Annotated in this window: 20 protein-coding genes, 1 tRNA gene and 1 riboswitch; of the genes, 8 read left to right on the forward strand and 13 right to left on the reverse strand. The window is 64.6% G+C overall.

The features are described 5' to 3' along the window. Nucleotides 1-75 precede the first annotated feature (75 nt). Nucleotides 76-1998, forward strand: a complete 1923-nt coding sequence (locus ACDK93_RS01975) for a M61 family metallopeptidase (protein WP_458070914.1) — start codon at nt 76-78, stop codon at nt 1996-1998. 224 nt (nt 1999-2222) lie between these two features. Then, a tRNA-Arg gene (locus ACDK93_RS01980) sits at nt 2223-2299 on the forward strand. 77 nt (nt 2300-2376) lie between these two features. Here the strand turns inward: ACDK93_RS01980 and ACDK93_RS01985 are convergent. The 3 genes from ACDK93_RS01985 to ACDK93_RS01995 form a co-directional block, all read right to left on the reverse strand. After that, nucleotides 2377-2991: a hypothetical protein gene (locus ACDK93_RS01985; protein ID WP_458070915.1), complete on the reverse strand. Its 615-nt coding sequence runs from the start codon at nt 2989-2991 to the stop codon at nt 2377-2379. A gap of 141 nt (nt 2992-3132) precedes the next feature. After that, nucleotides 3133-3957 carry an NADPH-dependent 7-cyano-7-deazaguanine reductase QueF gene (queF, locus tag ACDK93_RS01990; RefSeq protein WP_458070916.1) on the reverse strand — a complete coding sequence of 275 codons (825 nt, stop codon included), beginning with the start codon at nt 3955-3957 and terminating at the stop codon, nt 3133-3135. Between the two features lie 75 nt (nt 3958-4032). Then, nucleotides 4033-5040: an aldo/keto reductase gene (locus ACDK93_RS01995; RefSeq protein ID WP_458070917.1), complete on the reverse strand. Its 1008-nt coding sequence runs from the start codon at nt 5038-5040 to the stop codon at nt 4033-4035. Between the two features lie 162 nt (nt 5041-5202). On the opposite strand from ACDK93_RS01995, the gene ACDK93_RS02000 reads away from it, so the two are divergent. After that, nucleotides 5203-6099: a LysR family transcriptional regulator gene (locus ACDK93_RS02000; RefSeq protein ID WP_458070918.1), complete on the forward strand. Its 897-nt coding sequence runs from the start codon at nt 5203-5205 to the stop codon at nt 6097-6099. 23 nt (nt 6100-6122) lie between these two features. Here the strand turns inward: ACDK93_RS02000 and ACDK93_RS02005 are convergent, their stop codons facing one another. Further along, on the reverse strand, nt 6123-6875 hold the full coding sequence (locus ACDK93_RS02005) for a glutathione S-transferase family protein (protein ID WP_458070919.1): 753 nt from the start codon (nt 6873-6875) through the stop codon (nt 6123-6125). A 69-nt stretch (nt 6876-6944) separates the two neighbouring features. Further along, nucleotides 6945-7334 (reverse strand): acyl-CoA thioesterase, encoded by a 390-nt coding sequence (locus ACDK93_RS02010; RefSeq protein WP_458070920.1) that lies wholly within the window; start codon nt 7332-7334, stop codon nt 6945-6947. A gap of 194 nt (nt 7335-7528) precedes the next feature. Between ACDK93_RS02010 and ACDK93_RS02015 the strand changes: the two genes are divergently transcribed. Next, nucleotides 7529-9865: a DPP IV N-terminal domain-containing protein gene (locus ACDK93_RS02015; RefSeq protein ID WP_458070921.1), complete on the forward strand. Its 2337-nt coding sequence runs from the start codon at nt 7529-7531 to the stop codon at nt 9863-9865. Between the two features lie 141 nt (nt 9866-10006). On the opposite strand, the gene ACDK93_RS02020 is transcribed toward ACDK93_RS02015, so the two are convergent. The 3 genes from ACDK93_RS02020 to glnK all read right to left on the reverse strand — a co-directional run bounded on the left by ACDK93_RS02020 (nt 10007) and on the right by glnK (nt 14538). Then, nucleotides 10007-11032: a ribonucleotide-diphosphate reductase subunit beta gene (locus ACDK93_RS02020; RefSeq protein WP_458070922.1), complete on the reverse strand. Its 1026-nt coding sequence runs from the start codon at nt 11030-11032 to the stop codon at nt 10007-10009. 78 nt (nt 11033-11110) lie between these two features. Continuing rightward, the gene (locus tag ACDK93_RS02025) at nt 11111-13669 is read right to left on the reverse strand and encodes a ribonucleoside-diphosphate reductase subunit alpha (RefSeq protein ID WP_458070923.1); all 2559 of its coding nucleotides are present in this window, start codon (nt 13667-13669) and stop codon (nt 11111-11113) included. Between the two features lie 152 nt (nt 13670-13821). Continuing rightward, a riboswitch (cobalamin riboswitch) is annotated at nt 13822-14012 on the reverse strand. 187 nt (nt 14013-14199) lie between these two features. Further along, on the reverse strand, nt 14200-14538 hold the full coding sequence (glnK, locus tag ACDK93_RS02030) for a P-II family nitrogen regulator (protein WP_179478304.1): 339 nt from the start codon (nt 14536-14538) through the stop codon (nt 14200-14202). Nucleotides 14539-14755: 217 nt separating this feature from the next. On the opposite strand from glnK, the gene ACDK93_RS02035 reads away from it, so the two are divergent. From ACDK93_RS02035 to ACDK93_RS02045, 3 genes are all read left to right on the forward strand, one after another. After that, nucleotides 14756-15013, forward strand: a complete 258-nt coding sequence (locus ACDK93_RS02035) for an accessory factor UbiK family protein (RefSeq protein WP_458072320.1) — start codon at nt 14756-14758, stop codon at nt 15011-15013. A 160-nt stretch (nt 15014-15173) separates the two neighbouring features. Further along, nucleotides 15174-16673, forward strand: coding sequence for a YifB family Mg chelatase-like AAA ATPase (locus ACDK93_RS02040; RefSeq protein WP_458070924.1), 1500 nt, complete (start codon nt 15174-15176; stop codon nt 16671-16673). Between the two features lie 94 nt (nt 16674-16767). After that, nucleotides 16768-18582, forward strand: a complete 1815-nt coding sequence (locus ACDK93_RS02045; protein ID WP_458070925.1) for a cation:proton antiporter — start codon at nt 16768-16770, stop codon at nt 18580-18582. A gap of 90 nt (nt 18583-18672) precedes the next feature. On the opposite strand, the gene aceA is transcribed toward ACDK93_RS02045, so the two are convergent. Further along, nucleotides 18673-19965, reverse strand: a complete 1293-nt coding sequence (gene aceA / locus ACDK93_RS02050; protein WP_458070926.1) for an isocitrate lyase — start codon at nt 19963-19965, stop codon at nt 18673-18675. Nucleotides 19966-19999: 34 nt separating this feature from the next. Next, complete coding sequence (gene aceB / locus ACDK93_RS02055; protein ID WP_458070927.1) at nt 20000-21610, reverse strand: malate synthase A; 1611 nt, start codon at nt 21608-21610, stop codon at nt 20000-20002. 122 nt (nt 21611-21732) lie between these two features. Between aceB and ACDK93_RS02060 the strand changes: the two genes are divergently transcribed. Further along, nucleotides 21733-22773, forward strand: a complete 1041-nt coding sequence (locus ACDK93_RS02060) for a LysR family transcriptional regulator (RefSeq protein WP_458070928.1) — start codon at nt 21733-21735, stop codon at nt 22771-22773. 3 nt (nt 22774-22776) lie between these two features. Here ACDK93_RS02060 and ACDK93_RS02065 read toward each other — a convergent pair whose 3' ends face one another. The 3 genes from ACDK93_RS02065 to ACDK93_RS02075 are packed head-to-tail and all read right to left on the reverse strand — an operon-like array spanning nt 22777 to nt 24563. Beyond that, nucleotides 22777-23364, reverse strand: coding sequence for a 1-acyl-sn-glycerol-3-phosphate acyltransferase (locus tag ACDK93_RS02065; protein ID WP_458070929.1), 588 nt, complete (start codon nt 23362-23364; stop codon nt 22777-22779). Beyond that, complete coding sequence (arfB, locus tag ACDK93_RS02070; RefSeq protein ID WP_458070931.1) at nt 23361-23783, reverse strand: alternative ribosome rescue aminoacyl-tRNA hydrolase ArfB; 423 nt, start codon at nt 23781-23783, stop codon at nt 23361-23363. The genes ACDK93_RS02065 and arfB overlap by 4 nt, the downstream gene beginning before the upstream one ends. 9 nt (nt 23784-23792) lie before the next feature. Further along, a complete protein-coding gene (locus ACDK93_RS02075) occupies nt 23793-24563 on the reverse strand; it encodes a pseudouridine synthase (RefSeq protein WP_458070932.1) in 771 nt (256 codons plus the stop codon). Nucleotides 24564-24567 lie beyond the last annotated feature (4 nt).

The raw sequence follows: 24567 nt of genomic DNA on the forward strand, positions 1-24567 counted from the left end.
TAGCATCAAGGGCTTGAGTCCTCGTCGCGGCAGCCCTGCCGGTACTGGGATCTTGCCCTGCCTCCGGAGAACGCATTGAAAGTCACCCGTCTCGCTTCCGCCATCGCCGCTGCCGCTCTCGGCCTGCCGTCGTTCGCCGCCTTCGCCGACATGGCGAACCCGCCGCCGATTCCGCCGCCGCAGAACGTGCCGTACGCCCCAGGCACGATCAAGATCGACGTCGATGGCACGGACGTGGCGCACCGGATTTTCCGCGTGCACGAGACCATTCCGGTGGCGGCTGGCCCACTGACCCTGCTTTATCCGCAGTGGATTCCCGGCAACCACTCGCCGACCGGCCCGATCGACAAGATCGCCGGACTGGTGGTGAAGGCCAACGGCCAGACGCTGAACTGGACGCGCGACCAGTACAACGTGTACGCGTTTCATATCGAGGTGCCGCAGGGTGTGAGCGCGCTTGAGGTGAACTTCGAATACCTCACGCCGCAGAGCCCGCGCGAAGGCCGCGTGGTGATGACACCGGAAATGCTCGACGCGCAGTGGAGCGCCAGTACGCTGTATCCGGCAGGTTATTTCGCGCGCCAGATCAACACCGAGGCCAGCCTCAAGCTGCCGGCCGGCTGGCAGGCGGGCACCGCGCTAGAGGTCGCTTCCAAGGACGGCGACACCATCCACTTCAAGCCGATCAACTACGACGACCTGGTCGATTCGCCGGTGTTCGCGGGCAAGTATTTCAAGCGCGTCGATCTCGATCCGGGCGCGGCCACGCCGGTGCATGTAGACATTGTGGCCGACGAGGCAAAGTACCTGGAGATCAAGCCCGAGCAGCTGAAGGCGCACCTTGAACTGGTGCAGCAGATGTACAAGCTCTACGGCGCGCACCACTACAACCACTACGATTTCCTGCTGTCGCTGAGCGACAAGATGGGCGGTGAAGGCCTCGAACACCACCGCTCCAGCGAGGACGGTGTGGGCACCGGTTACTTCACCGAGTGGGACAAGAACTGGAGCGAGCGCGACCTGCTGTCGCACGAGTTCAACCACTCGTGGGACGGCAAATATCGACGCGGCGTCGATCTGGCCACGCCGAATTTCAACGTGCCGATGGGCGACAGCCTGCTGTGGGTCTACGAAGGCCAGACCGAGTTCTGGGGCCAGATGATGGCCACCCGCTCGGGCCTGTGGACGATGGACCAGGGCCACGACATGCTCGCCTACATGGCAGCCACCTACGACAAGGGCCGCCCGGGTCTGGCCAGCTGGCGCAACGTGCAGGACACCACCAACGACCCGACCATGTCGCAGCGCGCGCCGCTGCCCTACCGCAATTACCAGGGCAGCGAGGACTATTACGTCGCCGGCGAAATGATCTGGCTCGACGTCGACGGCAAGCTGCGCGAGCTGACCGGCAACAAGCGCAGCATCGACGATTTCGCCAAGGCCTTCTTCGGCGTCAATCCCGGCGCCTGGGATGTCGACACCTACACCTTCGATGATGTGGTCAAGACGCTCAATGGCGTCGCACCGTTCGACTGGGCGACCTACCTGCGCACGCGTCTGGACGGCAACGGTTCGCTGACCGGCGGCCTCGCTTCGCACGGCTGGAAGTTGGTGTATACCGACAAGCCATCGGCGGCGGTGAAATCGATGGAGGAGCGTCGTCATTCCGCCGACCTCACCTATTCGATCGGCCTGTCGATCGGCAAGGGCGGCGACATCAGTGACGTGCTGTGGGACGGCCCGGCGTTCAAGGCCGGCATCTCTCCCGGCATGACGGTGATCGCCGTGAACGGCCACGATTACAACCCCGACGCGCTCAAGGATGCCGTCACCGCCTCGGCCAAGGACACCAGCCAGCCGGTGGAACTGCTGGTGAAAAACTTCGACGAGTACAAGACGGTGCGCATCGATTACCACGGTGGCCTGATGTATCCGCACCTGGAGCGAGATACCAGCAAGCCGGATCGTCTGACCGAGCTGATGAAAGCCAAGAAATAACGCGGCGCCTCTGGCGGCAAGGCCGCCCTGTCTGGCCGCTGACACTGGCGACCAGACAGGGCCATGGACATCGACGGCCAGTCGCCTTGTCGGAATGGCTCCCTTTCTCGCGCGCGCGGAATGCTGCCTCCTGCCGCGCCATCCAACCCCAGTGGCAACTCGGCTATACTGCGCTCCCCGCAGGAAAGGCCTTTACGGTTGATCCGCCCGGTCGCTTCATCAACGCGCTCGTAGCTCAGCTGGATAGAGTACCGCCCTCCGAAGGCGGTGGTCGTGGGTTCGAATCCCGCCGAGCGCACCATGATTCTCTGGCGTTGTTCGAGCCACAAAAAAGGCGCCTCGAAAGGCGCCTTTTTTATTTTTGCCGGAAGCTTCCGATCAACGCTTGCCGATCTGGAAATCCTGGTCGGCGACGGTTTTGCCGTCCAGCGAGATTTCGACCTTGTACTTGCCTTCCGGCCAAAGGTCCGGGTTCTGCACCTTGAACGTGGTGATGGCCGGGCCATCGGTGGCGATCGACTGGGTGATATTGCTGACCAGCACGCCGGCGCCTTCGGTATAGGTCCATTTGGCGTTGAGCTTGGCGCCGCTGGTGCTGCCGTCGGTGGCGACGCTGGCGTAGATCGTCTTGTCAGTGGTGGCGAAGATGGTGCCGGGCTTGGTCACCTGGTGGTCGTTATTGACCGCGTTGCCCAGAGTGAGTTTGGAGAACGTCAGCGGCGCGCTGGCGGCAGCCGGCGCAGTTGCAGGCGCTGCCGCTGCCGTGGTCGCTGCGGCCGCAGGTGCCGTGGCGGCTGCCGTACTGGCGGCGGCAGGCTTCACGGCCGTGCTGGCCGTCGCGGGCGTCGTGGCGGCCGGCGCAGGCGCCGGTGCCGCGGTGCTGGCGGCCGCCGGAGCCGGGGCGGGCGCGTCGCTTTTACCGCAGGCGCTGAGCAGGAGCATGCTGGCGAATGTGGCGCTAATCAGCGTGGCGGAACGCGGTGAACATGACATGGTGAGGCTCCAGGGTTGATGACGTGATGACTGGCGGGCCATGGTGACGCGCCCAGTGCGGCCAGTCCAGACGAGCTATTTGGCGCAGCACGCGAGATTACCGGCCTCGATATGAAGCGCCGATTACCGAAACATACGGTTCTACTGGCGGGCACCGCGTGAATTTGCGGGGTTGGCCGGAATGCTGCTGCGAAACGGGTTGATATCCAGGCCGCCGCGGCGGGTATAGCGGGCATAGACACTCAGCCGCTCGGGCGCGCAGCGCGCCATCACATCGACATAGATGCGCTCCACGCACTGTTCGTGGAACTCGTTGTGATTGCGGAACGAGACCAGATAGCGCAGCAGGCCGGCATGATCGATGGGCGATCCGCGATAGGCGATCTGCACGCTGCCCCAGTCTGGCTGGCCGGTGACCGGGCAGTTCGAGCGCAGCAGATGCGAGACCACGGTTTCTTCCCCGGCTGGCGCGTTGGCGTCGACCTGAAGAAAGTCCGCCTCAGGCGGCCCGTAGTGATCAATGTCGATGCGCTGGTCATCGAGCAAATGGCCGTCCAGATCCACAATGCATTGGCTGGCGGCTTTGGCATCGCTGAGCAGCACTTGGATATCCGCGCCAGCCGCGTGTGAAAGATCGCGCGTCAGAGTGACCGCAAGCGTTGCCGCATCGGCCACGCGCTCCTGCGCAAAGCCGTTCAAGTACAGCTTGAACGACTTCGACTCGATGATGTTGGGCGATGTCGCCGGCACGCGGAACTCGGCCATCGCCACCACCGGCTTGCCGCGCGCGTCGAGCCACGAGAGTTCATAGGCGTTCCAGATATCGACGCCGTGAAACGGCAGCGCGTCGCCCACGCCGATTTCCGCACGCTTCTCGGCGCGCGGTATCGGAAACAGCAGGCTGGGGTCGTAGCGGTCGGCGTAGACGGTGCTCTGGCCGAGCTGGGACTGTTCGGGCGTGTTCATGCCGCCCAGTTTAACGGCTTTGCCGGCGGCACCTGATGGATGGCGACGCCGGCAAAGCCAATCGATCGATGAGGGTTACACGTTGACCATGTGCATCATCGATTCGGCGTAGCGCGTGCCGACCGCGGCATCGGGCGGAAACACCGCTTCGATCGCCTTCAGCTCGGCCGGGCTGAGCGTGACGTCGAGCGCGCCGAGGTTTTCGTCCAGACGCGAGCGACGCTTGGTGCCGGGGATCGCCACGATGTCGTCGCCCTGCGCCAATACCCAGGCCAGCGCCAGCTGCGCCGGCGTGCAGCCCTTGTCGTTGGCGAGCTTCTGCACCTGATCGACCAGCGCCAGGTTGTGCCTGAAGTTGTCGCCCTGGAAGCGCGGGTTGTGGCGGCGATAGTCGTCGGCGTCAAAATCGTCCGGCGAGTGGATCGTGCCAGTAAGAAAGCCGCGGCCGAGCGGCGAATACGCCACCAGGCTGACGCCCAGCTTGCGACAGGCGTCGAGCATGCCGTTGGTTTGCGGGTCGCGCGTCCACAGCGAGAACTCACTCTGCAGCGCGGTGATCGGGTGCACCGCGCAGGCGCGCTCAATCGTGGCGCCCGAGGCTTCGGACAGGCCGAGGTAACGCACCTTGCCCGCGCTGACCAGCTCGGCCATGGCGCCCACGGTGTCTTCGATCGGCACGCTGGTGTCGACGCGGTGCTGGTAGTACAGGTCGATGGTGTCCACGCCCAGCCGCTTCAGGCTGCCCTCGCAGGCCTTGCGCACGTAGTCGGGGTGGCCGCTGACGCCGCGCTTGGTCGGGTCGTTCGGGTCGCGCACGATGCCGAACTTGGTCGCGATGAAGGCATCGTCGCGACGGCCCTTGATCGCCTTGCCGACCAGTTCCTCGTTGAGAAACGGGCCGTACATGTCGGCGGTGTCGAGCAGGTTGAGGCCCTGGTCGAGCGCATGCTGGATGGTGGCGATCGATTCGACATCGTCGCGGCCGCTGTAGAAATCGCTCATGCCCATGCAGCCGAGGCCGAGGGCGGAAACCCTGGGGGCCGCTTTTCCGCCGATATCTTTGCCGAGAGTGCGCTTTTGCATGGTGATGTCCTTGGATGGGGGAGGGTGTTGGCCGTGGAAGGTGCGTGGAGCCCGATCGCCCGCGCGACCACGGATCTCGAAGCATTGTCCTCAGTAGCCTCCATTGGATAAAGGCGGGTAAATTGGCATCTCTATCCAACCAAAATTAACAATGAGGCGGCGATGGATCGTTTCGACACCATGCGCGTATTCACCCGCATCGTGGATCTGGCCAGCTTCTCCCGCGCGGGCGATGAGCTGGGCATTCCCCGCGCCACGGTCAGCCACGCCTTGCGTCAGCTCGAGGCACGTCTCGGTACCCAGCTGCTGATCCGCACCACGCGCAGCGTGCGCACCACGCCCGACGGTCAGGCGTACTACACGCGATGCCAGCGCCTGCTGGCGGATCTGGAGGAGACCGAATCGGTCTTCAGCCACACGGCGGCGCAGCCGCGCGGCACGCTGCGCATCGATCTATCGGGGCCGCTGGGTACGGCGGTGATCGTGCCGGCGCTGGCGGACTTTCGCGCGCGCTACCCGCTGCTCGAACTCGATATCGGTGCCAGCGATCGCTACGTCGATCTCGTGCATGAAGGCGTGGACTGCGTGGTGCGCGGCGGCGAACAGGCCGATTCGGGCCTGATCGCGCGCCGCCTCGCGGTGCTGTCGCAGGTGACCTGCGTCAGTGCGGGCTACGTCGAACAGCACGGCATGCCGCAGGCGCTCGACGAGCTGACGGCGCATCAGGCGGTGGTCTGGCGGTCGCCGACCAGCGGCCGCGCGCAGCCGCTGGATTTCATGGTGGATGGCGAGCTGCGCATCGTCGATGTGCCTGGTGCAGTAACGGTGAATGCCGGCGACATCTACGCGGCCAGCTGCCGCGCCGGCTTTGGCATGATCCAACTGCCGCGCTACAACGTGGCGGCCGATCTGGCAGCCGGCCGTCTGCTCGAGGTGCTGCCGCAGTATCCGCCGCCGCCGATGCCGGTGTCGGTGATGTATCCGGCGCAGCGCCAGCTGTCGCCACGCGTGCGGGTGTTCGTCGACTGGCTGGTCGAGCTGATGGCCGATCTGCGCTAGGTTTTCAATCGACGCGCAAGCCGTCAGTCGATGGCGATCACGCCGCGCCGCGGCGGCGCGTCGCCGCAGGTGGTGTCGGTCAGCGGTGCGTTCATGGCTTTTAGCACGGCGCGCTGCTCCGGCACCGGCGTGCGCAGCGCGCGATCCTCGAACGTGGCCAACTTGGCAAACACCGGCAGCGCCAGCGTGTGCGCCACCAGGCCGGCGCAGCGCGGCCAACGCGTGGCATCGATGGTGTAGCGCACGAAGCCCGCCATGCGGAAAAAGCTGGCGATGCTGATATCAGCGATCGACGGCTCGCCGAAAATAAAACCGTCTGCGGGCAGCTGGGTTTCCAGGTAATCCAGCGCGGCGGGAAGGTCAACCTTGCGCGCCTGTCGAACCACGTCTTCGTTGGTTGTCTCGCCGAAAAGATTCGGCTTGATGCCGAGCTGGTAGAACAGTTTGCCTGCGATCGCATCGCCCAGCGCCACGTCGGCGTATTCCTCCAGCCAGCGCGCCCGCGCGCGGTCGGCGATATCCACCGGATAAAGCGACACTTGCGGGCGCCGATCCTCCAGGTACTGGCAGATCACGCTGGAGTCGTTGAGCAGCAGATCGCCGTCGCGCATGACTGGAATGCGGCGCAGCGGGCTGAGCTGCGAAAATTCGTCGTTGCCGACGAACGGCGGGATCGGATCGATGCGGTAATCGATGCCTTTCAGCTCCAGAAACACCAGCACCTTGCGCACGTACGGCGAGATGTAGCTGCCGACAATAGTCAGTGGCTCGGACATAGCCGCGCTCCGCAGATAAAGCAATCCCCAGCGTGGCCGTCGCGCGCGGCCCGCGTCAAGCGCCCCGGATTATTCTGCGGTCGGCAGCGGCGGGATGGCGGTTGGCGAGCCGTTGGAATCCAGCGCGATCATCACGAAGCGGCCGGTGGTGCAAACCCGGCGATCGCCGCTGAGCGGATCCTCGGCGGTCATTTCCACTTCCACCGTCATCGAGCTGCGCCCGACCTTGACCACGCTGGCCACCAGCTCGACCAGCTGACCGCTGCGCACCGGCACGCGAAAGTTCACCTCTTCGGATCGCGCCGTTACCACCGTGCGCCGCGCATAGCGCGAGGCCACGATAAACGCGGCCTTGTCCATCCATGCCAGCGCCTGACCGCCGAACAGCGTGCCGAGGTGATTGGTGTGGTCGGGGAATACCATTTCCATCAGGCGGGCTTCGTTGGGAACCTTGGTCATGACATCCTGCGGGTTGAGTGAACGGGCGCGCTTCCACGCTATCAACATTGTAGTTTGTTGCGACTGCAGCAAACGAGCGCTGGCATGGACCTATGGCAGGGGTAGCCGACCGGATAACGCGCTAGCATCGTCCGATTGAGTGGCGGCGACCGGCGATCGGTGGCCGCCTGTCCAGGTTATCTCCGGGAGGTTGCATGCATTCGATAGTCCGCACGTCGTGCCGAGCTGGCGCAGTGATGTTGATCATGGTGTCGTCAGGGGTGGCGGCCGAGAACCGTACGCTGACCGCCAGCGACTATGCACAGGCCGAACGCTTCCTGCGATACAACACGGTGCCGCTGGTCGACCACTCGGTGCAGAAGGTCAGCTGGCTGGACGACAGCCACTTCTGGTATCGCGATCACGACAGCGCGGGCGATCATTTTGTGCAGATGGATGCCGTCAGCGGCAAGGTCACGCCGCTGTTCGATCAGGTGAAGCTGTCCGCTGCGCTCGGCAAAGCCACAGGCAAGCCGATCGATGACAAGAAGCTGCCGATCAGCGGGTACAGCGTGGCTGCGGACGGCCGCGCGGATATCACGATTCACGACAAGCACTATCTGTGCAATGTCAAAATCGGCGGCGCCTGTGCTGCGGTGGAACCTGGCAAGAACACCGGCAGCGAGCCGGGCGTGCTGTCGCCGGACAAGAGGTCCGAAGCGTTCATCCGCAACTGGAATTTGTGGCTGCGCGACGTCGCCAGCGGCAAGGAAACCCAGCTCACTACCGACGGCGTGGAGAATTTCGGCTACGCCACCGACAACGCCGGCTGGAAGCACACCGACAACGCGATCCTGGAGTGGTCGCCCGACTCGACCAAGATCGCGACCTTCCAGCAGGATCAGCGCAAGACCGGCGACATGTATCTGGTCACCACCAATGTCGGCCATCCGAAGCTGCTGTCGTGGAAGTACCCACTGGTCGGCGACAAAGACGTCACCATGATCGAGCGCGTCATCATCGACGTGCCCGGCCATAAAACCGTGCGCCTGCAAATGCCGCCGGACCAGCACCGCTCCACCCTGTGCGACGACGTCAGCTGCGGTCCGGACGGTGGCTGGGACGATGTGAAGTGGGCGCCCGACGGCAAGACGCTCGCCTTCGTGTCCACCTCGCGCTACCACCAGCACGAGTGGTTCCGCATTGCCAATGCGACCACCGGCAAGGTGCGCACCGTGTTCGAGGAAACCGCCAAGACCTACTACGAAAGCGGCATGGGCATGGCCAACTGGGCGTATCTGCCGGCCACGCACGAGGCGGTGTGGTTCTCCGAGCGCAGCAACTGGGGTCAGCTGTATCTGTACGACCTCGACACCGGCAAGCTCAAGCACGCCATTACCACGGGCGAGGGCAATGTCACCGAGATGCTCAAGGTTGATCCGGCCACGCGCACCGTGTGGTTTCGTGGCGTCGGCCGCACGCCGGGCGTCAATCCGTATTACCAGCAGTTCTGGAAGGTCGGCCTCGACGGCGGCCAGCCGACGCTGCTGACGCCCGAAGCAGCCGACCATACGGTCGATCTGTCGCCGGACCACAAGCTGTTCGTGGATGCGTGGTCGACCCCGACCGAGCCACCGGTGACCGTGCTGCGCAGCGCCGACGATGGCCATACCGTCGCCAGCATCGCCAAGGCCGACATCTCGCGCCTGAAAGCCGCCGGCTGGGTGCCGCCGGTGCCGATCATCGTCAAGGCGCGCGATGGCAAGACGGATCTGTACGGCATGATGTTCAAGCCGTCGCACTTCGATCCGTCGAAGAAGTACCCCGTCGTCGACTACATCTATCCCGGCCCGCAGATCGGCTCGGTCGATGGGCGCAGTTTTCTGCCAAGCCACGGTGACAACCAGGCGCTGGCCGAACTCGGTTTCATTGTGGTGGCCATCGACGGCATGGGTACGCCGTGGCGTTCGAAGTCCTTTCATGACACCTGGTTTGCCAACATGGGCGACAACACGCTGCCCGATCAGGTCGCGGGCATCACCGACCTGGCCAAGCGCTATCCGTGGATCGACCTCGATCGCGTCGGTATCTGGGGCCATTCCGGCGGTGGCAATGCGTCTACCGATGCGATGTTCCGCTATCCGGATTTCTTCAAGGTCGGCTGGTCCGAAAGCGGCAACCACGACAACCGCAACTACGAGGACGACTGGGCCGAGAAATACCAGGGCGAGCAGATCGTCGGCGCGGACGGCAAGAGCAATTACGACGACCAAGCCAATCAGAACCACGCGGCCAACCTCAAGGGTCACCTGATGCTGGTGCACGGCACGCTGGACGACAACGTGCCGCCTTACGAGAGCCTGCTGGTGGTCGACGCATTGATCAAGGCCAACAAGGACTTCGACATGCTGATGATTCCCAACGTGCATCACGGCTACGGTGCGGCGACGGCATACGCAACGCGTCGACGCTGGGACTATTTCGTGCGCAACCTCGCGGGCAACACGCCGCCGACCGAGTATCAGCTCAAGTGGCCAGCGCCCACCCTGTGATGCAACCGGGCCTCTTGCGGAACACCATTGGGCAAGAGGTCCGAGGGTGAAACTTCCGGCGAACCAGTCGGGTTGTCTGCTTGAACGGCCCATCGGTAATCCACTATCGATGGGCCAAGTGAGACACATCCGCGAGCGGGTTCAGAACGCCATGTCGAACGCCACTTCACCCTGTACGCCAACCTGGTAGGCGGAGACGCGGCGCTCGAAGAAGTTGGTCACTTCCTGCACGTCCTGCAGGTCCATGAAGTCGAACGGGTTCCTGGCGCCGTATTTCTTCGGCATGTCGAGCTGGGCGAAGCGCTGATCGGCGCAGTATTCGAGGTACTGGCGCATGTCTTTCGCCGACAGGCCGACCACGCCGCCGGACAGCACGTCATCGGCAAACTGCGTTTCGCAGGCGATGGCGTCTTCCATCATCTCCTCGACCTGGGCGCGCATGGCGTCGTCGAACAGCTCCGGCTCCTCGTCGCGCACCGTTCGCACTACGTCGAAGGCAAACGCCATGTGGCCGCTCTCGTCACGGAACACCCAGTTGGTGCCGGCCGCCAGACCGTGCAGCAGGCCGCGCGAGCGCAGGTAATAGACGTAGGCGAAGGCGGCATAGAAGAACAGGCCTTCGATGCAGGCGGCAAAGCAGATCATGTTGAGCAGAAACTGGCGCCGATGCTCGCGCGTTTCCAGCCGCTGCAGATGCTGAATCGAGTCGATCCACTTGAAGCAGAACTCGCCCTTCTGGCGGATCGACGGAATCGTCTCGATCGCTGCGAACGCCGCGTTGCGCTCGGCCGGATCGGGGATGTAGGTGTCGAGCAGGGTGAGATAGAACTGCACGTGCAGCGACTCTTCGTACAGCTGGCGCGACAGGTACATGCGCGCCTCGGGCGCATTGATGTGCTGGTAGAGATTGAGCACCACATTGTTCGACACGATGGTGTCGCCGGTGGCGAAAAACGCCACCAGCCGCTGGATCAGGTGACGGTCGGCCGGCGACATCTTCGTGCGCAGGTCGGAGGTATCCATGGAGAAATCCACTTCCTCCACCGTCCACGTGTTCTTGATCGCGTTGCGATACATCTCGTAAAAACCGGGATAACGCATCGGCCGCAGCGTCAGCTCAAAACCGGGGTCGAGAATCTGCGCGTGGCGTGGGGGGTGGGCTGACATGGATGGCTTCCTCTGAATAACGATGGTTGACGCGACGTCGCGACGATCCGGCGTGGTGACGCCGGATCGCGCTCGCGCTTATTGGCAGGCTTCGCAGTACTCGGGATTTTCCAGCGAGCAGAACACCGCGGCGTTGGCCTGCGCCTGACCGTCCACGCCCGGCTCGGGCGCGCTGGTCCGGCTGGCGGTGACCGTGGTCTTGGTGATCTTGGTCGCCGGTCGCGAACGCAGGTAGTAGGTGGTCTTGATGCCGGCCTTCCAGGCGTACATGTACATCGAGCTGAGCTGGCCGATGTTGGGGTTTTCCATGAACAGGTTCAGTGACTGGCTCTGGTCGATGAAGGCGCCGCGCGCGGCGGCCAGTTCGATCAGCGCCTTTTGCGGCAGCTCCCACACGGTGCGATATATCGCGCGCAGGCGTTCGGGGATCGCGGGGATGTTCTGGATCGAGCCTTCGGCCAGCTTGATCGCGTCGCGCACCTCCGGCGTCCACAATCCCAGCGCCTTCAGCTCGTCGGCCAGATAGCGATTCACCTGCAGGAAATCACCCGACAGCGTCTCGCGCTTGAACAGGTTGCTGACCTGCGGCTCGATGCACTCGTAGCAGCCGGCGATCGAGGCGATCGTTGCGGTCGGCGCGATGGCGATCAGCAGCGAATTGCGCAGGCCGTGCTGCTTGATGCGCTCGCGCAGCGCGTCCCAGCGCGCGCTGTCGTGGGTTTGCGCCTGCGGCCAGTAGTCGAACTGCAGCTCGCCGTCGGCGGCGCGGCTCTCGGCAAAGCCCGGGTGCGCGCCGACCTGCGCCGCCACCTCGTTCGACATCGACAGCGCGTGGAAATAGATCTCCTCGGCGATGCGCGTGGAGAGCGCCAGCGCCTCGGGGGAATCGAACGGCAGGCGCAGCTTGAAGAACACGTCCTGCAGGCCCATCACGCCAAGCCCGACCGGACGCCACTTGATGTTGGCGGTGCGCGCGGTGTCGATCGGATAGAAGTTCAGATCGATCACGCGATCGAGCTGTCGCACGGCGGTGCGCACGGTAGAGGCGAGCTGTTCGAAATCGAACGCGTGGCCGCCGTCGGCCGCGCGCACCACGTGCCGCGCCAGGTTCACCGAGCCCAGATTGCACACCGCCGTTTCGGTGGCCGAGCTGACTTCCAGAATCTCGGTGCACAGGTTGGACAGGTGGATCACGTTGTCCGCTTTGGCCGTCTGATTGCTGGTGGCGTTGCAGCGATCCTTGAAGGTCATCCAGCCGTTGCCGGTCTGCGCCAGGGTGCGCATCATGCGCGCGTAAAGCTCGCGCGCCTTCACCTTCTTGACCGCAAGACCTTCGGCTTCGGCCTTGGCGTAATGCTGCTCGAATACCGCGCCCCAGCTGTCGACCAGATGCGGCACGACCTTGGGATCGAACAGCGACCAGTCGCCGTCGGTCTCGACCCGGCGCATGAATTCGTCGGGAATCCAGTTGGCAATGTTGAGATTGTGTGCGCGGCGCGCATCGTCGCCGGTGTTGTCGCGCAGCTCGAGAAAATCCTCGATGTCGGCGTGCCAGGATTCCAGGTACACGCAGGCCGCGCCCTTGCGCTTGCCGCCCTGGTTCACCGCGGCGACCGAGGCGTCCAGCGTTTTCAGCCAGGGCAGCAAGCCGTTGGAATGGCCGTTGGTGCCCTTGATCAGCGAGCCGCGCGAGCGCACGCGGGTGTAGGCCAGGCCGATACCGCCGGCGAACTTGCTGAGCTTGGCCACGTCGGCATATTTGTCGTAGATCGATTCCAGCGAATCGACCGGCGAGTCGAGCAGGTAGCACGAGCTGAGCTGCTCGTGATTGGTGCCGGCGTTGAACAGGGTGGGCGAGCTGGCGATGTATTCCAGCGAGGAGAGCAGGCGATAAAGCTCGAGCGTTTCGCCGATCTCGTTGCCGCCCAGCGCGCAGGCGATACGCATGAAGAAATGCTGCGGCGTCTCGATCACCAGGCGCTTCTGTGGATGGCGCAGCAGGTAGCGGTCGTACACCGTGCGCAGGCCGAAGTACTCGAAGCGGCGCGTGGCCAGCGGATTGATCGCATCGTTGAGCTTGCGCGCGTTCAGCGCCACAAAGTCGCGCAGGCGTTCATTGAGGATGCCCAGTTCCGCACCGCGCACGATCGACTGCGAAAAGCTCTGGATCTCCTGGCCACTCACTTCCTTGTCGATATAGGCACCGAGCAGGCGCGCGGCGAGCTGGCCATATTCGGGCTCTTCGGCGGTCAGTGCGGCGGCGGTTCGGATCGACAGCTGGTCGAGTTCCTGCGTGGTGGCGCCGTCGTACAGGCCGCCGATGGTTTTCAGCGCCACGCGCAGCGGATCGACGCCGTGCAGGCCTTCGGCGCTGCGGGTCACCGCGCGCACGATCTTGTTGACGTCGACGATCTCCTGGCCGCCGTTGCGCTTGGTCACGCGCATCTGGCCCGGGTTGTGTGGCGGCGTCAGCGCGAACGCTTCGTCCGAGCCCGCGGCGCCAGCGCCGGTGGTCGGCGCCGTGCTGGCATGTTCGACTGCCGTCGATTCGATGATCGGCGTTTCTTCGACGGGAACGTTAAAAGCATCGACGCGGGCGACGCTGCGCTCGCTGACGGCGTTTTCGAGAGGTTGCATGGCGGTGACTCCGGGCATGAAAAATCAAACACCCGCTCCCGCGCGCAGGGCCTGAAGCAGCGAGTTCCTTGGACGGTCGCGAAAGGAACGCCACGCGGCGTTTTCCCCTCGACGCACCTCCCCACGGAAGTCGTCACCACGCACCGGGGCACGTTCGCCCCGATGTGCCGGCAGGTCTTCGGACTTGCGGACGTGGATCTTGCGATCCGCCTAGTTGCCCCCGCTTCCCAGCCGCAGACGGCCAGTGCATGTAGAGGCGTTCGTTTCCGCTTTACCGCTGCGGGGCAGTTCCGGATTTACACCGGATTCCCTTTTAAGCCCGACCGACACATCGTCTGGACGGGTACCGACGGACACAACATATCGGGTGAGCCGGGCGTGGTCAACCCAACAAGTTGTGGATGGTTCTGGGGATAAGTGGCGTGCGGCCAGCGCGCGGGCGGCCTGCGAACCGGCACAAACTTATTTATGCGGCGATCGTGATCGACGGCAGATAGAGGCTCAAGCCGGGTGGTGTCGCTGGAGCTGAATCAGAGCGCGTCGTGATCCATTTCGCCGGTGCGGATGCGGATGACGCGCTCCAGCGAGGTGACGAAGATCTTGCCGTCGCCGACCTTGCCGGTGCTGGCGGAATGCTGGATCGCTTCGAGCACGCGCTCGAGCTGATCATCGGTGATCGCCAGCTCCATCTTGATCTTGGGCAGAAAATCGACCACGTATTCGGCGCCGCGGTAGAGCTCCGTATGGCCTTTCTGCCGGCCGAAGCCTTTGACTTCGGATACCGTCACGCCCTGCACGCCGACCTCGGCCAGGGCCTCGCGTACATCGTCCAGCTTGAACGGCTTGATGATCGCCACAACCAGTTTCATGGTGTTTCCCCGTCAGATGCATTGGCCAAGAGCATTCGGCCCTGAAACACGGCAGGCGGGCTGGATGCGACGTGGCATTCTGCCTGTCAGCCCGCCGCTTGTCGCCTGTATCACGACGCCTGTAGGACAATCCCTACACTTTCTGGCGGAGCATCCCGATGGCAGACCCGATTTCCGTTCACCTAATATCTACCCCGACGAGCTTGAGGCGCTATCCATGATGGATAAGCAGGTTATCGACAAGATTGCCGCGCGACTTGTGTCGTTGGTACCGCCAGGATTGGCTGATGCGCAACAGGATTTGCGGGCTAACTTCCAGGATGTTTTGGCGCAGGGATTGCGCCGCCTCGATCTAGTCACCCGCGAGGAATTCGACGTCCAGAGCCAGGTGCTTGCCCGCACCCGCGCGAAGGTCGACGAGCTCGAGCGACGTGTGGCCGAACTTGAGGCCGCCATCGCCACCCGAGGGACTTAGCAACAACCAATCTCCCGGGAGCCGCCCCCGATCCGTCACCCTCACCCCGAGAACGATCGGGGGCGGTTAGTTTTTTGCTGAATCTGGAGTCGCTCGATCATGTCAGCCGGGAGCGACCCCTCACTGCGCCAGCGACCTGTCATCGCATGATCCTGGTCGCATGAGCCTTGCCGTTACCCTCAGCCGCGCCCAGGAAGGTATTTCTGCGCCGCAAGTGGTGGTGGAAGTGCATCTTTCCGGCGGTCTGCCCTCCACCAATATCGTGGGTCTCCCCGAGGCCGCCGTGCGCGAGGCGCGCGACCGGGTCCGCGTGGCGATCCAGAACACCGCCTTCGAATACCCCAATCGCCGGGTGACGGTGAATCTCGCCCCGGCCGAACTGCCCAAGGACGGCGGCCGTTTCGATCTGGCCATCGCGCTGGGCATTCTGGCGGCCAGCGGCCAGGTGCCGCGCGAAAAGCTGGACGAATGCGAATTTCTCGGCGAGCTGGCGCTGACCGGCGGCCTGCGCAGCGTTTCCGGCGTGTTGCCGGCGCTGCTGCGGGCACGGGCTCGCGGTCGCAGCGTGGTCGTGCCGCTGGAGAACGCCGCCGAAGCCGCGCTGGTGCCGGACGTGGACGTGCGGGTCGCCGATACGCTGGCCGAAGTCTGCGGCTGGCTGCGCGGCGCGCAGGAGCTTTCCGCGCCGATCGGCACGCCGAGCAACGGCGGCGCGTATGACGGGCCCGATCTGCTCGACGTGCGCGGCCAGCAGCAGGCGCGCCGGGCGCTGGAGATCACGGCGGCCGGTGGCCATCATCTGCTGCTCATCGGCCCGCCCGGCACCGGCAAGACCATGCTGGCCGAGCGCCTGCCGGGCATCCTGCCGCCGCTGTCCGAGTCCGAGGCGCTGGAAACCTGCGCCGTGCTGTCGGTGGCCGGGCAGCAGACCGATCTGCTGCAGTGGCGCCGCCGCCCGTTTCGGGCGCCGCATCACACGGCGTCGGCGGTGGCGCTGGTCGGCGGTGGTTCGTATCCGCGGCCGGGTGAAATTTCGCTGGCGCACAACGGCGTGCTGTTTCTGGACGAGCTGCCGGAATTCAGCCGGCACGTGCTGGAGGTGCTGCGCGAGCCGATGGAGTCTGGGCATATCGTGATCTCGCGCGCGGCCCGGCAGTCGACCTTTCCCGCGCAGTTCCAGATGGTGGCGGCGATGAACCCGTGTCCGTGCGGTTATGTCGGCGATCCGCGCCAGCGCTGCCACTGCACGCCCGATCAGATCCTGCGCTACCGCTCGCGCATTTCCGGTCCGCTACTCGATCGAATAGATATTTGCGTCGAGGTGCCGCAGGTGCCGCTGGCCGACCTCGGCGGCCCGCGCAGCGGACAGGACGAGGATTCCGCCACGGTGCGCGAGCGCGTCTTTCGCGCGCGGCGGCAGTCACTGGCGCGTGCCGGCCGGCCGAATGCCGAAATCAGCACGCGTGAACTGGAACGGGATTGCGCGCTGGGTCCGGCCGAGCGCCGCTGGTTCGAAACGGCGCTGGAGCGGCTAGGCCTGTCGGCTCGCGCGTATCACCGGGTGCTGCGGGTCGCGCGCACGATCGCCGATCTGGACGGCGGCGTGGCCCTGCTGGAACGCGAACATCTGGCCGAGGCGCTGCAGTACCGCCGGTTTTAGCGTCACAAGGCCCGATGCGGGCCGGCGCATTCACTGGACGCATCCGCCGGTGCATGGTCCGATAAGCGTCTGCTGCTTATCCCAAGGACATTGAATGACTATCGAGCTCGGCCTGGTGCTTGCCGGGATGCTGATGATCGGCTTTCTGGCGCAGTGGCTCGCCTGGCGGGTAAAGCTGCCGGCGATCCTGTTTCTGCTGCTGGCCGGCATTTTGCTGGGGCCGGTCACCGGCCTGGTCAACCCGGACAAGCTGCTCGGCAGCCTGCTGTTTCCCATCGTGTCGCTGGCGGTGGCGCTGATCCTGTTCGAGGGCAGCCTGAGCCTGCGTTTTCACGAGCTGCCGGGCATCGGTCACGTGGTGCGTGGGCTGGTCAGCTACGGCGCGGTGACGTCGCTGCTGCTGCTGGCGCTGGCCGCGCACATCGTGGCCGGCCTGAGCTGGTCGATCGCGCTGCTGTTCGGCGCGCTGGCCTGTGTGACCGGGCCGACGGTGATCGCGCCGATGCTGCGCACGGTGCGGCCGAACGCGCGCATCGGCAACACGCTGCGCTGGGAGGGCATCGTGATCGATCCGCTGGGCGCGCTGTTTGCCGTGCTGATCTACGAGGCGATCGTGTCGCACCAGGAAGGTCACACGATTGGCATCTTTCTGGCGACCGTCGGTTGCGGCATCGTGATCGGCGCGCTGGCCGCGTTCGTCATGGCCTTTCTGCTGCGCCGGCAGGCGATTCCCGAATACCTGCAGAACTTCGCCGTGCTGGCGGCGGTGCTGCTGGCTTTCAGCGTGTCCAATACGCTCACGCACGAATCGGGCCTGCTGGCGGTGACGATCATGGGCATTGCGCTGGGCAACGCGCGGGGCGTGCACATCGAGGACATTCTCGATTTCAAGGAAAACCTCACCACCGTGCTGGTGTCGGTGCTGTTTATTCTGCTGGCTGCCCGACTGCACTGGCCGCTGCCACCCGGTATGCTTGGCGCGGGCATCGCGCTGTTTGTGATTGCGCAGCTGGTGGTGCGGCCGATCACCGTGGTCGTTTCCAGCATGGGCAGTGGGCTGAGCTGGCGCGAGCGCGCGCTGATCGGCTGGGTCGCGCCGCGCGGCATCGTGGCAGCGTCGGTGTCGGCGTTGTTCGCGCTGCGCCTCAACGCGCTGGGCGTGGCTGGCGGCGACGCGCTGGTGCCGCTGGTGTTCACACTCATCATCGGCACCGTGGTGCTGCAGAGTGCGACCGCGCGGCCGCTGGCGCTATGGCTGAAGGTCGCCGAGCCCGAGCCGCGCGGCGTGCTGATTTTTGGCTCCGACATAGTCGCGCGCACCATCGGTACGGCGATTGCCGAGGCCGGCTTCCGCGTGGTGCTGGCCGACGACGACTGGAACCAGATTCGCCAGGCGCGCATGGATGGCCTCAACACGTTCTACGGCAATCCGGCCTCGACGCACGCCGAACGCAATCTCGATCTCACCGGCATCGGTCGGCTGCTGGCCATGTCGACCCACCGCGAGCGCAATTCGCTTGCCTGCGTGCACTACCGGCAGGAGTTCGGGCGCGAGAAAATCTATCGTCTGCGCAACCTCAGTCCGCAGGAAAATACCGATCGCGCCGCGCTGCCCGGCAGCCTGCTGGCGCCGCCGCTGTTCGACGAGCAGATGACCCACGCCCGCTTCGCCGAGATGCTCGATCAGGGCTGGCGGGTGAAGTCGACCAAACTCAGCGCCACCTTCGACTGGCCGCATTTCATCGAGCAATACGGCTCGCATACCGTGCTGATGTTCGGCGTCGAGGACAAGGGCTCGCTGCAGGTCGCCTCGACCAAGCGCGAGCTGGAGCCGAAAGCGGGCTGGACGGTCATTGCCCTGGTGCCGCCGCTTGCGGAGCCGGTGAGCGACGAACTCGTCGCCGCCTGAGTCGCGGAGACACGCAACGAAAAACGCCTCCACCGCGCGGGCAGTGGAGGCGTTTTGTTTCACGTCACAACTGGTGCGTATCGGCCTAAATCACGCCGCTTCGTGGTGGAACTGCGCTTCTTCGGTCGAGCCGGTCAGCGCCGTGGTCGATGACTGACCCTGCTGGATCGCCTGGGTCACCTGATCGAAGTAACCGGTGCCCACCTCGCGCTGATGCTTCACCGCCGTGAAGCCGCGATCGGCCGCCGCAAACTCCTTCTCCTGCAGCTCGACGAAGGCGCTCATCTGGCGGCGCGCGTAGCCGTGCGCCAGATCGAACATGCCGTAGTTGAGGCTGTGGAAGCCGGCCAGGGTGATGAACTGGAACTTGTAGCCCATCTTGCCCAGTTCGATCTGATAGCTGGCGATGGTTTCATCGTCCAGGTTCTTCTTCCAGTTGAAGCTCGGCGAGCAGTTGTAGGCCAGCATCTTGCCCGGGAACTTGGCGTGGATGGCTTCGGCAAACTTCCGCGCGTCGTCCAGATTCGGCTTGCTGGTTTCGCACCAGATCAGGTCCGCGAACGGCGCATAGGCCAGGCCTCGGCTGATGGCCTGGTCGAGGCCCGGACGCACGCGATAAAAGCCTTCGACCGTGCGCTCGCCAGTAATGAATGCCTTGTCGTTGGCATCGACATCGGAGGTCAGCAGATCGGCCGCGTCGGCGTCGGTGCGCGCCACCAGCAGGGTCGGCACGCCGCAGACGTCCGCGGCCAGACGCGCGGCGTTAAGCTTGTCGACGGCCTCGCGCGTCGGCACCAGCACCTTGCCGCCCATATGGCCGCACTTCTTCACCGAAGCCAGCTGGTCTTCGAAATGCACGCCGGCGGCGCCGGCTTCGATCATCGCCTTCATCAGCTCGAACGCGTTCAGCACGCCGCCGAAGCCGGCTTCGGCATCGGCCACGATCGGCACCAACCAGTCGGTATCGTCCTTGCCTTCCGCGTGATGCAGCTGATCGGCGCGCAGCAGAGTGTTGTTGATCTTCTTCACCACCAGCGGCACCGAGTTGGCCGGGTACAGCGACTGGTCGGGGTACATTTCGCCGGCGACATTGGCGTCGGCGGCGACCTGCCAGCCGCTCAGATAGATCGCCTTGAGGCCGGCCTTGACCTGCTGCATGGCCTGATTGCCGGTCAGTGCGCCCAGCGCATTGACGAAATCCTCTTTGTGCAGCGAGTCCCACAGGCGCTCGGCGCCGCGGCGGGCCAGCGTGTGCTCGACGCCGATGGTGCCGCGCAGGCGCACCACGTCTTCGGCGGAGTAGTTGCGCTCGATGCCGGCCCAGCGGGGGTTGGTTTTCCAGTCCTGCGAGATCTGTTCAGCGGTTGGCAGTGTGTTGCTCATGACGTGCTCCATACAAAGGTGAGACGAGGACGGCTCAGGCGAGCTGTTCGTAGGCGGGCAGGGTGAGGAAATCGCCGAGCTGGTCGGCATGCGTCAGGGTGGAAATCAGGGCGGCGGCCGCTGTCGCATGAGCCGCGCCGGGGAAGTCGCTCTCGCTCACACGGTGCGTGTGGGCGGCGAGGATCTGGTCGAACAGCGCGAAGTCGATCGGCGCGTGATCGGGAAACTCCAGGCCGCCGTGATGCAGCCATTGCCACAGCTGGGCACGGGCGATCTCGGCGGTGGCGGCGTCTTCCATCAGGTTGTGGATCGGCACGCAGCCGAGGCCATCCATCCACGCGGCGGTATAGCGCAGACACACTTCGACGTTGTTCTCGAATCCCTCGCGGCTGATCGTGCCCAGGCACGGCTCGATCAGCTGATCGCGGGTGACCTGGACGTCACTGCGCAGCACGTCGAGCTGGTTGGGCGTCGGCATGTGTTCGTCGAAGATTTCCTGCGCCACCGGCACCAGCGCCGGGTGTGCGACCCAGGTGCCATCGTGGCCCGCCTTCACTTCGCGCAGCTTGTCCGCGCGCACCTTGGCCATCGCCGCCTCGTTGGCGGCATCGTCACCCTTGATCGGAATCTGTGCGGCCATGCCACCCATCGCGAACGCGCCGCGGCGATGGCAGGTCTTGATCAGCAGCTCCGAATAGTTCTTCAGGAACGGCACCGTCATCAGCACCTGGCCGCGCTCCGGCAGCAGGCGGTCGCGATGGCCGCGCAGGGTTTTCAGATACGAAAAAATGTAATCCCAGCGGCCGCAGTTGAGCCCGACCACGCGGCCGCGCAGCGCGTGCAGAATCTCGTCCATCTGGAACACGGCCGGCAGCGTCTCGATCAGCACGGTGGCCTTCATGGTGCCCGTCGGCAGGTTCAACTCGGCCTCGGCCACGGCCATGACGTCGTCCCACAGCGCGGCTTCTTCCATCGCCTCGAGCTTGGGCAGATAAAAATAAGGACCGAGGTCGCGCTGATGCAGCGCCTTGGCGTTGTGAAAAACGTACAGGCCGAAGTCGACCAGCGCGCCGGCCATGATTTCGCCGTCGACGATGACGTGGCGCTCCGGCAGGTGCCAGCCGCGCGGACGCACCACCAGCACGGCCGGCTTGTCCTTGACCGTGTACTGCTTGCCTTCCGGCGAGGTGAACCCGATCGTGCCGTTGATCGCGTCGCGCAGATTGATCTGGCCGACCAGCTGGTTGGCGAAGGTTGGCGAGGAGGAATCCTCGAAATCGGCCATGAACACTTTGGCGCCGGAGTTCAGCGCGTTGATGATCATCTTGCGCTCGACCGGGCCGGTGATCTCCACCCGGCGATCCTGCAGGGCCGCCGGAATCGGCGCCACGCGCCAGTCGCCGTCACGGATGGCCCGGGTGTCCTTGCGGAAATCCGGCAGGCCGCCGGCGTCATAGCCGGCCTGGCGCTCGCGCCGGGCGGCAAGCAGGGCCTGGCGACGGCTGTTGAAGCCACGATGCAGCCTGGTCAGAAACGCCAGTGCCGCCGGCGTCAGTACGCTTTCGTAACCGGCCCAGTCTGCGTGAACGGCGATGGCGCCTGTATCAGCCTCACGGATATCGATATTTTCCTTGGGTACTGCCATGACCGCACCTCGTGTTCGTGGGACGCTCAAGCTAGGCTAAAGCGTAGTGTTTGACAAAGTGAATGTTTCAATCATAAGTATTGGTATTATTAATACATACGCTAACGTATTGAAGAAACGCCATGAAAAAGATCGCTGTAGCCATGAATGAAGGGAAAACCATACGCAAACGCACGGTAAAAAAGGCGGGTCCTGGCGAGTCCGTCAGCGAGCAGGGTGCCGAACGCTACTACTACAAGGGCAATCGCCATAAGCAGCTCAAAGCCTTTGTCGCGATGGTGAAACTGGGCTCGCTGACCCGCGCGGCCGAATCTCTCTACCTCTCCCAGCCGACGATTACCCTTCAATTACAGGCGCTTGAACGTGAACTCGGTGCGAGCCTGGTCGAGCGTCGCCGCCGCCGCATCAACCTCACCGATGCGGGCGAAGCCCTGTACGAGTTGGCGCGTCCGCTGGTCGAGGGCTGGGACACGTTGGACCGCGATTTCCAGACCCGGATCAAAGGCCTGCAGGGCGGCCGACTGACCATTGCAGCCGGCACCTCGACCATCCAGTACCTGCTGCCCGAGCTGGTGCGGCGCTACCGCGATCGCTACCCGGCCGTGCATCTGCAGCTGGCCAACGTCACCGGCAAGGACGGCCTGGCGATGCTGCGCGCCGACGAGGCGGATTTCGCCGTGGGCTCGATGCTCGACGTTCCCAACGATATTGCCTGGGAGCCGGTACATCACTACGACCCCATGCTGATCATGCCGCTCGACCATCCGCTGGCCGCCAAGGAGAAAATTGCGCTGGAGGATCTGTCGGCCTACGGCCTCATCCTGCCGCCTCAGCGGCTGTCGACCTATCGGCTGGTCGATCTGGTGTTCCAGCAGCGCCAGGTGCCGTATCACGTGGCGATCGAAGTCGGCGGCTGGGATGTGATCAAGGAGTACGTGGCAATGGGGCTGGGCATCTCCATCGTCACCGGCATCTGCATCACCAAGGCCGACGCAAGCCGTCTGGCGGTCCGCAACATGAAGCAGTATTTCCCGCAGCGCAGCTACGGCGTGGTGATCCGCAAGGGTAAATTCCTCAGCACCGAGGCGCGCGCTTTCGTCGATCTGATTCGTCCGGGCCTGCTGACCCGCGACTACGACGAGTCGGGGCATTCGCAGCGCTGAGGTCTACTCCGTGTCGCGGTACTTGCCGTGATAGCCGCGGAACAGCGCACGGATCGCGAGCATGTCGGCGTCGAGGTCGCCGGCGGGATAAAACGGCTTGCCCAGAGTGAACGTCTTGCTCGGATAGTCGAAAAACACTGGCAGCACCGGCACCTTCGCCGCATAGGCAATGCGCAGGAAGCCGGTTTTCCAGTGCGTTACCGGCTTGCGCGTGCCTTCGGGGGTAATGCCCAGCCACATGCGCGGCTTGCGGGCAAAGCGTGCAGTCATCTGGCCAACCACGTCGGTCGCCGCGCGACGGTCGATGGCAATACAGCCGATCGGGCGAAGAATCAGGCCAAGCGGGCTTCGCAGCACCTCTCGCTTGATCATGATGTTGACGTCCACGCCGAGCGCCACCTTCATCAGCAGCCCCCACACGCCATCCCAATAGCTGGAGTGGGGTGCGCCGATGACGATCAGCTTGGGCAGATCCGGAAACTCGCCGAGCAAACGCCAGCCGCCGAGGCGAAGCAGCCCTCGGCACAGCCACGGCCAGAAGCGGCTGTTGATACGCGGTGCCTGCGGCGGTAGCGGCGGTACCGCGCTCACTCGGGCGACCACTGGCGCGAGCGGTTCTGCTTGGTCTTGCCGCGCTGCTGCTTGCCGACCAGGCGGCGTTCCTTCGAGGCACGGGTGGGTTTGGTCGCCAGACGCTTTTTCGGCGGTACCAGCACGTCGCGGATGATCTCGACCAGCCGCTCGCGCACGTCGTCGCGGTTGCGGCCCTGATCGCGAAAGCGACGGCCCTGGATCACCAGCACACCTTCGCTGGTCAGGCGCCGATCGCGACGCGCCAGCAGGCGCTCCCGTATCGCCTCCGGGAGGGACGGCGAGTGGACCACGTCGAAGCGCAGTTCGACGGCGCTCTCGGTGCGGTTCACATGCTGGCCGCCCGGGCCGTCGGCGCGCAGAAAGCGCTCGACCAGCTCGGACTCCGGCACGCTGATGCTGTGGCTGACGATCAACATGCGCCGAGTTTAGCTGGCGGGCGCGGCTGCTGCTGTCGGCGACTCAGGCAGCGAGGTCACCGCCTCCGCCAGTTCATCATCGATCGGCGGCAGCGACCAGCCGAACCGCGCCAGCAGATCGCTGTACTCGCGATCCAGCGCCGCATCGATGATCATCGGCCGCCCATCCCGCGGATGCGCAAACTGCAGCCGTCGCGCATGCAGCAGCATGCGGTGGCAGCCGAAATACTGCTTGTACAAACGGTTGTGATCGCCGCGGCCGTGCTGACAGTCGCCGATGACCGGGTGGTGAATATGCGCCAGATGCTTGCGGATCTGGCGAAAGCGCCCCGTCAGCGGCTCGGCCTGCACCAGCGCGTAGCGCTGGTGCGGATAGCGGCCCAGCGCGATCGGCACCTCGATCGTTGCCAACCGCTGATAACAGGTGCTGGCCTCGCGTCGCGGCCCGGTCTCGCGCGAACCCGGCAGCGCATAGTCGATCAGGCCTTCCTCCGGTTCCGGCCAGCCGCGCACGACGGCCAGATACTGCTTGCGCACCGAGCGACCCATGAACTGCTCGCCGAGCGCGGCAGCCATCTCGCTGGAGCGGGCGATCAACAGCACGCCGCTGGTGGCTCGGTCCAGCCGGTGCGCGAGATAGACGTTGCCACCGAGCTGCTCGCGCAGCAGGTCGATCAGAAACTCCTCGGCGTTTCCGACCATCTTCGACCGATGTACCGCCAGACCGGCCGGCTTGTTGACGGCGATCAGCTCATCGTCCTGATACAGAATCTCGATCATCGGC

The organism is Rhodanobacter sp. BL-MT-08, from assembly GCF_054161255.1.

Bases quoted from the DNA above. Each gene is read 5' to 3' on its own strand.
- ACDK93_RS01985 (WP_458070915.1), bottom strand. From the start codon at position 2,991: ATGTCATGTTCACCGCGTTCCGCCACGCTGATTAGCGCCACATTCGCC.
- queF (WP_458070916.1), bottom strand. From the start codon at position 3,957: ATGAACACGCCCGAACAGTCCCAGCTCGGCCAGAGCACCGTCTACGCC.
- ACDK93_RS01995 (WP_458070917.1), bottom strand. From the start codon at position 5,040: ATGCAAAAGCGCACTCTCGGCAAAGATATCGGCGGAAAAGCGGCCCCC.
- ACDK93_RS02000 (WP_458070918.1), top strand. From the start codon at position 5,203: ATGGATCGTTTCGACACCATGCGCGTATTCACCCGCATCGTGGATCTG.
- ACDK93_RS02005 (WP_458070919.1), bottom strand. From the start codon at position 6,875: ATGTCCGAGCCACTGACTATTGTCGGCAGCTACATCTCGCCGTACGTG.
- ACDK93_RS02010 (WP_458070920.1), bottom strand. From the start codon at position 7,334: ATGACCAAGGTTCCCAACGAAGCCCGCCTGATGGAAATGGTATTCCCC.
- ACDK93_RS02015 (WP_458070921.1), top strand. From the start codon at position 7,529: ATGCATTCGATAGTCCGCACGTCGTGCCGAGCTGGCGCAGTGATGTTG.
- ACDK93_RS02020 (WP_458070922.1), bottom strand. From the start codon at position 11,032: ATGTCAGCCCACCCCCCACGCCACGCGCAGATTCTCGACCCCGGTTTT.
- ACDK93_RS02025 (WP_458070923.1), bottom strand. From the start codon at position 13,669: ATGCAACCTCTCGAAAACGCCGTCAGCGAGCGCAGCGTCGCCCGCGTC.
- glnK (WP_179478304.1), bottom strand. From the start codon at position 14,538: ATGAAACTGGTTGTGGCGATCATCAAGCCGTTCAAGCTGGACGATGTA.
- ACDK93_RS02035 (WP_458072320.1), top strand. From the start codon at position 14,756: ATGATGGATAAGCAGGTTATCGACAAGATTGCCGCGCGACTTGTGTCG.
- ACDK93_RS02040 (WP_458070924.1), top strand. From the start codon at position 15,174: ATGAGCCTTGCCGTTACCCTCAGCCGCGCCCAGGAAGGTATTTCTGCG.
- ACDK93_RS02045 (WP_458070925.1), top strand. From the start codon at position 16,768: ATGACTATCGAGCTCGGCCTGGTGCTTGCCGGGATGCTGATGATCGGC.
- aceA (WP_458070926.1), bottom strand. From the start codon at position 19,965: ATGAGCAACACACTGCCAACCGCTGAACAGATCTCGCAGGACTGGAAA.
- aceB (WP_458070927.1), bottom strand. From the start codon at position 21,610: ATGGCAGTACCCAAGGAAAATATCGATATCCGTGAGGCTGATACAGGC.
- ACDK93_RS02060 (WP_458070928.1), top strand. From the start codon at position 21,733: ATGAAAAAGATCGCTGTAGCCATGAATGAAGGGAAAACCATACGCAAA.
- arfB (WP_458070931.1), bottom strand. From the start codon at position 23,783: ATGTTGATCGTCAGCCACAGCATCAGCGTGCCGGAGTCCGAGCTGGTC.
- ACDK93_RS02075 (WP_458070932.1), bottom strand. From the start codon at position 24,563: ATGATCGAGATTCTGTATCAGGACGATGAGCTGATCGCCGTCAACAAG.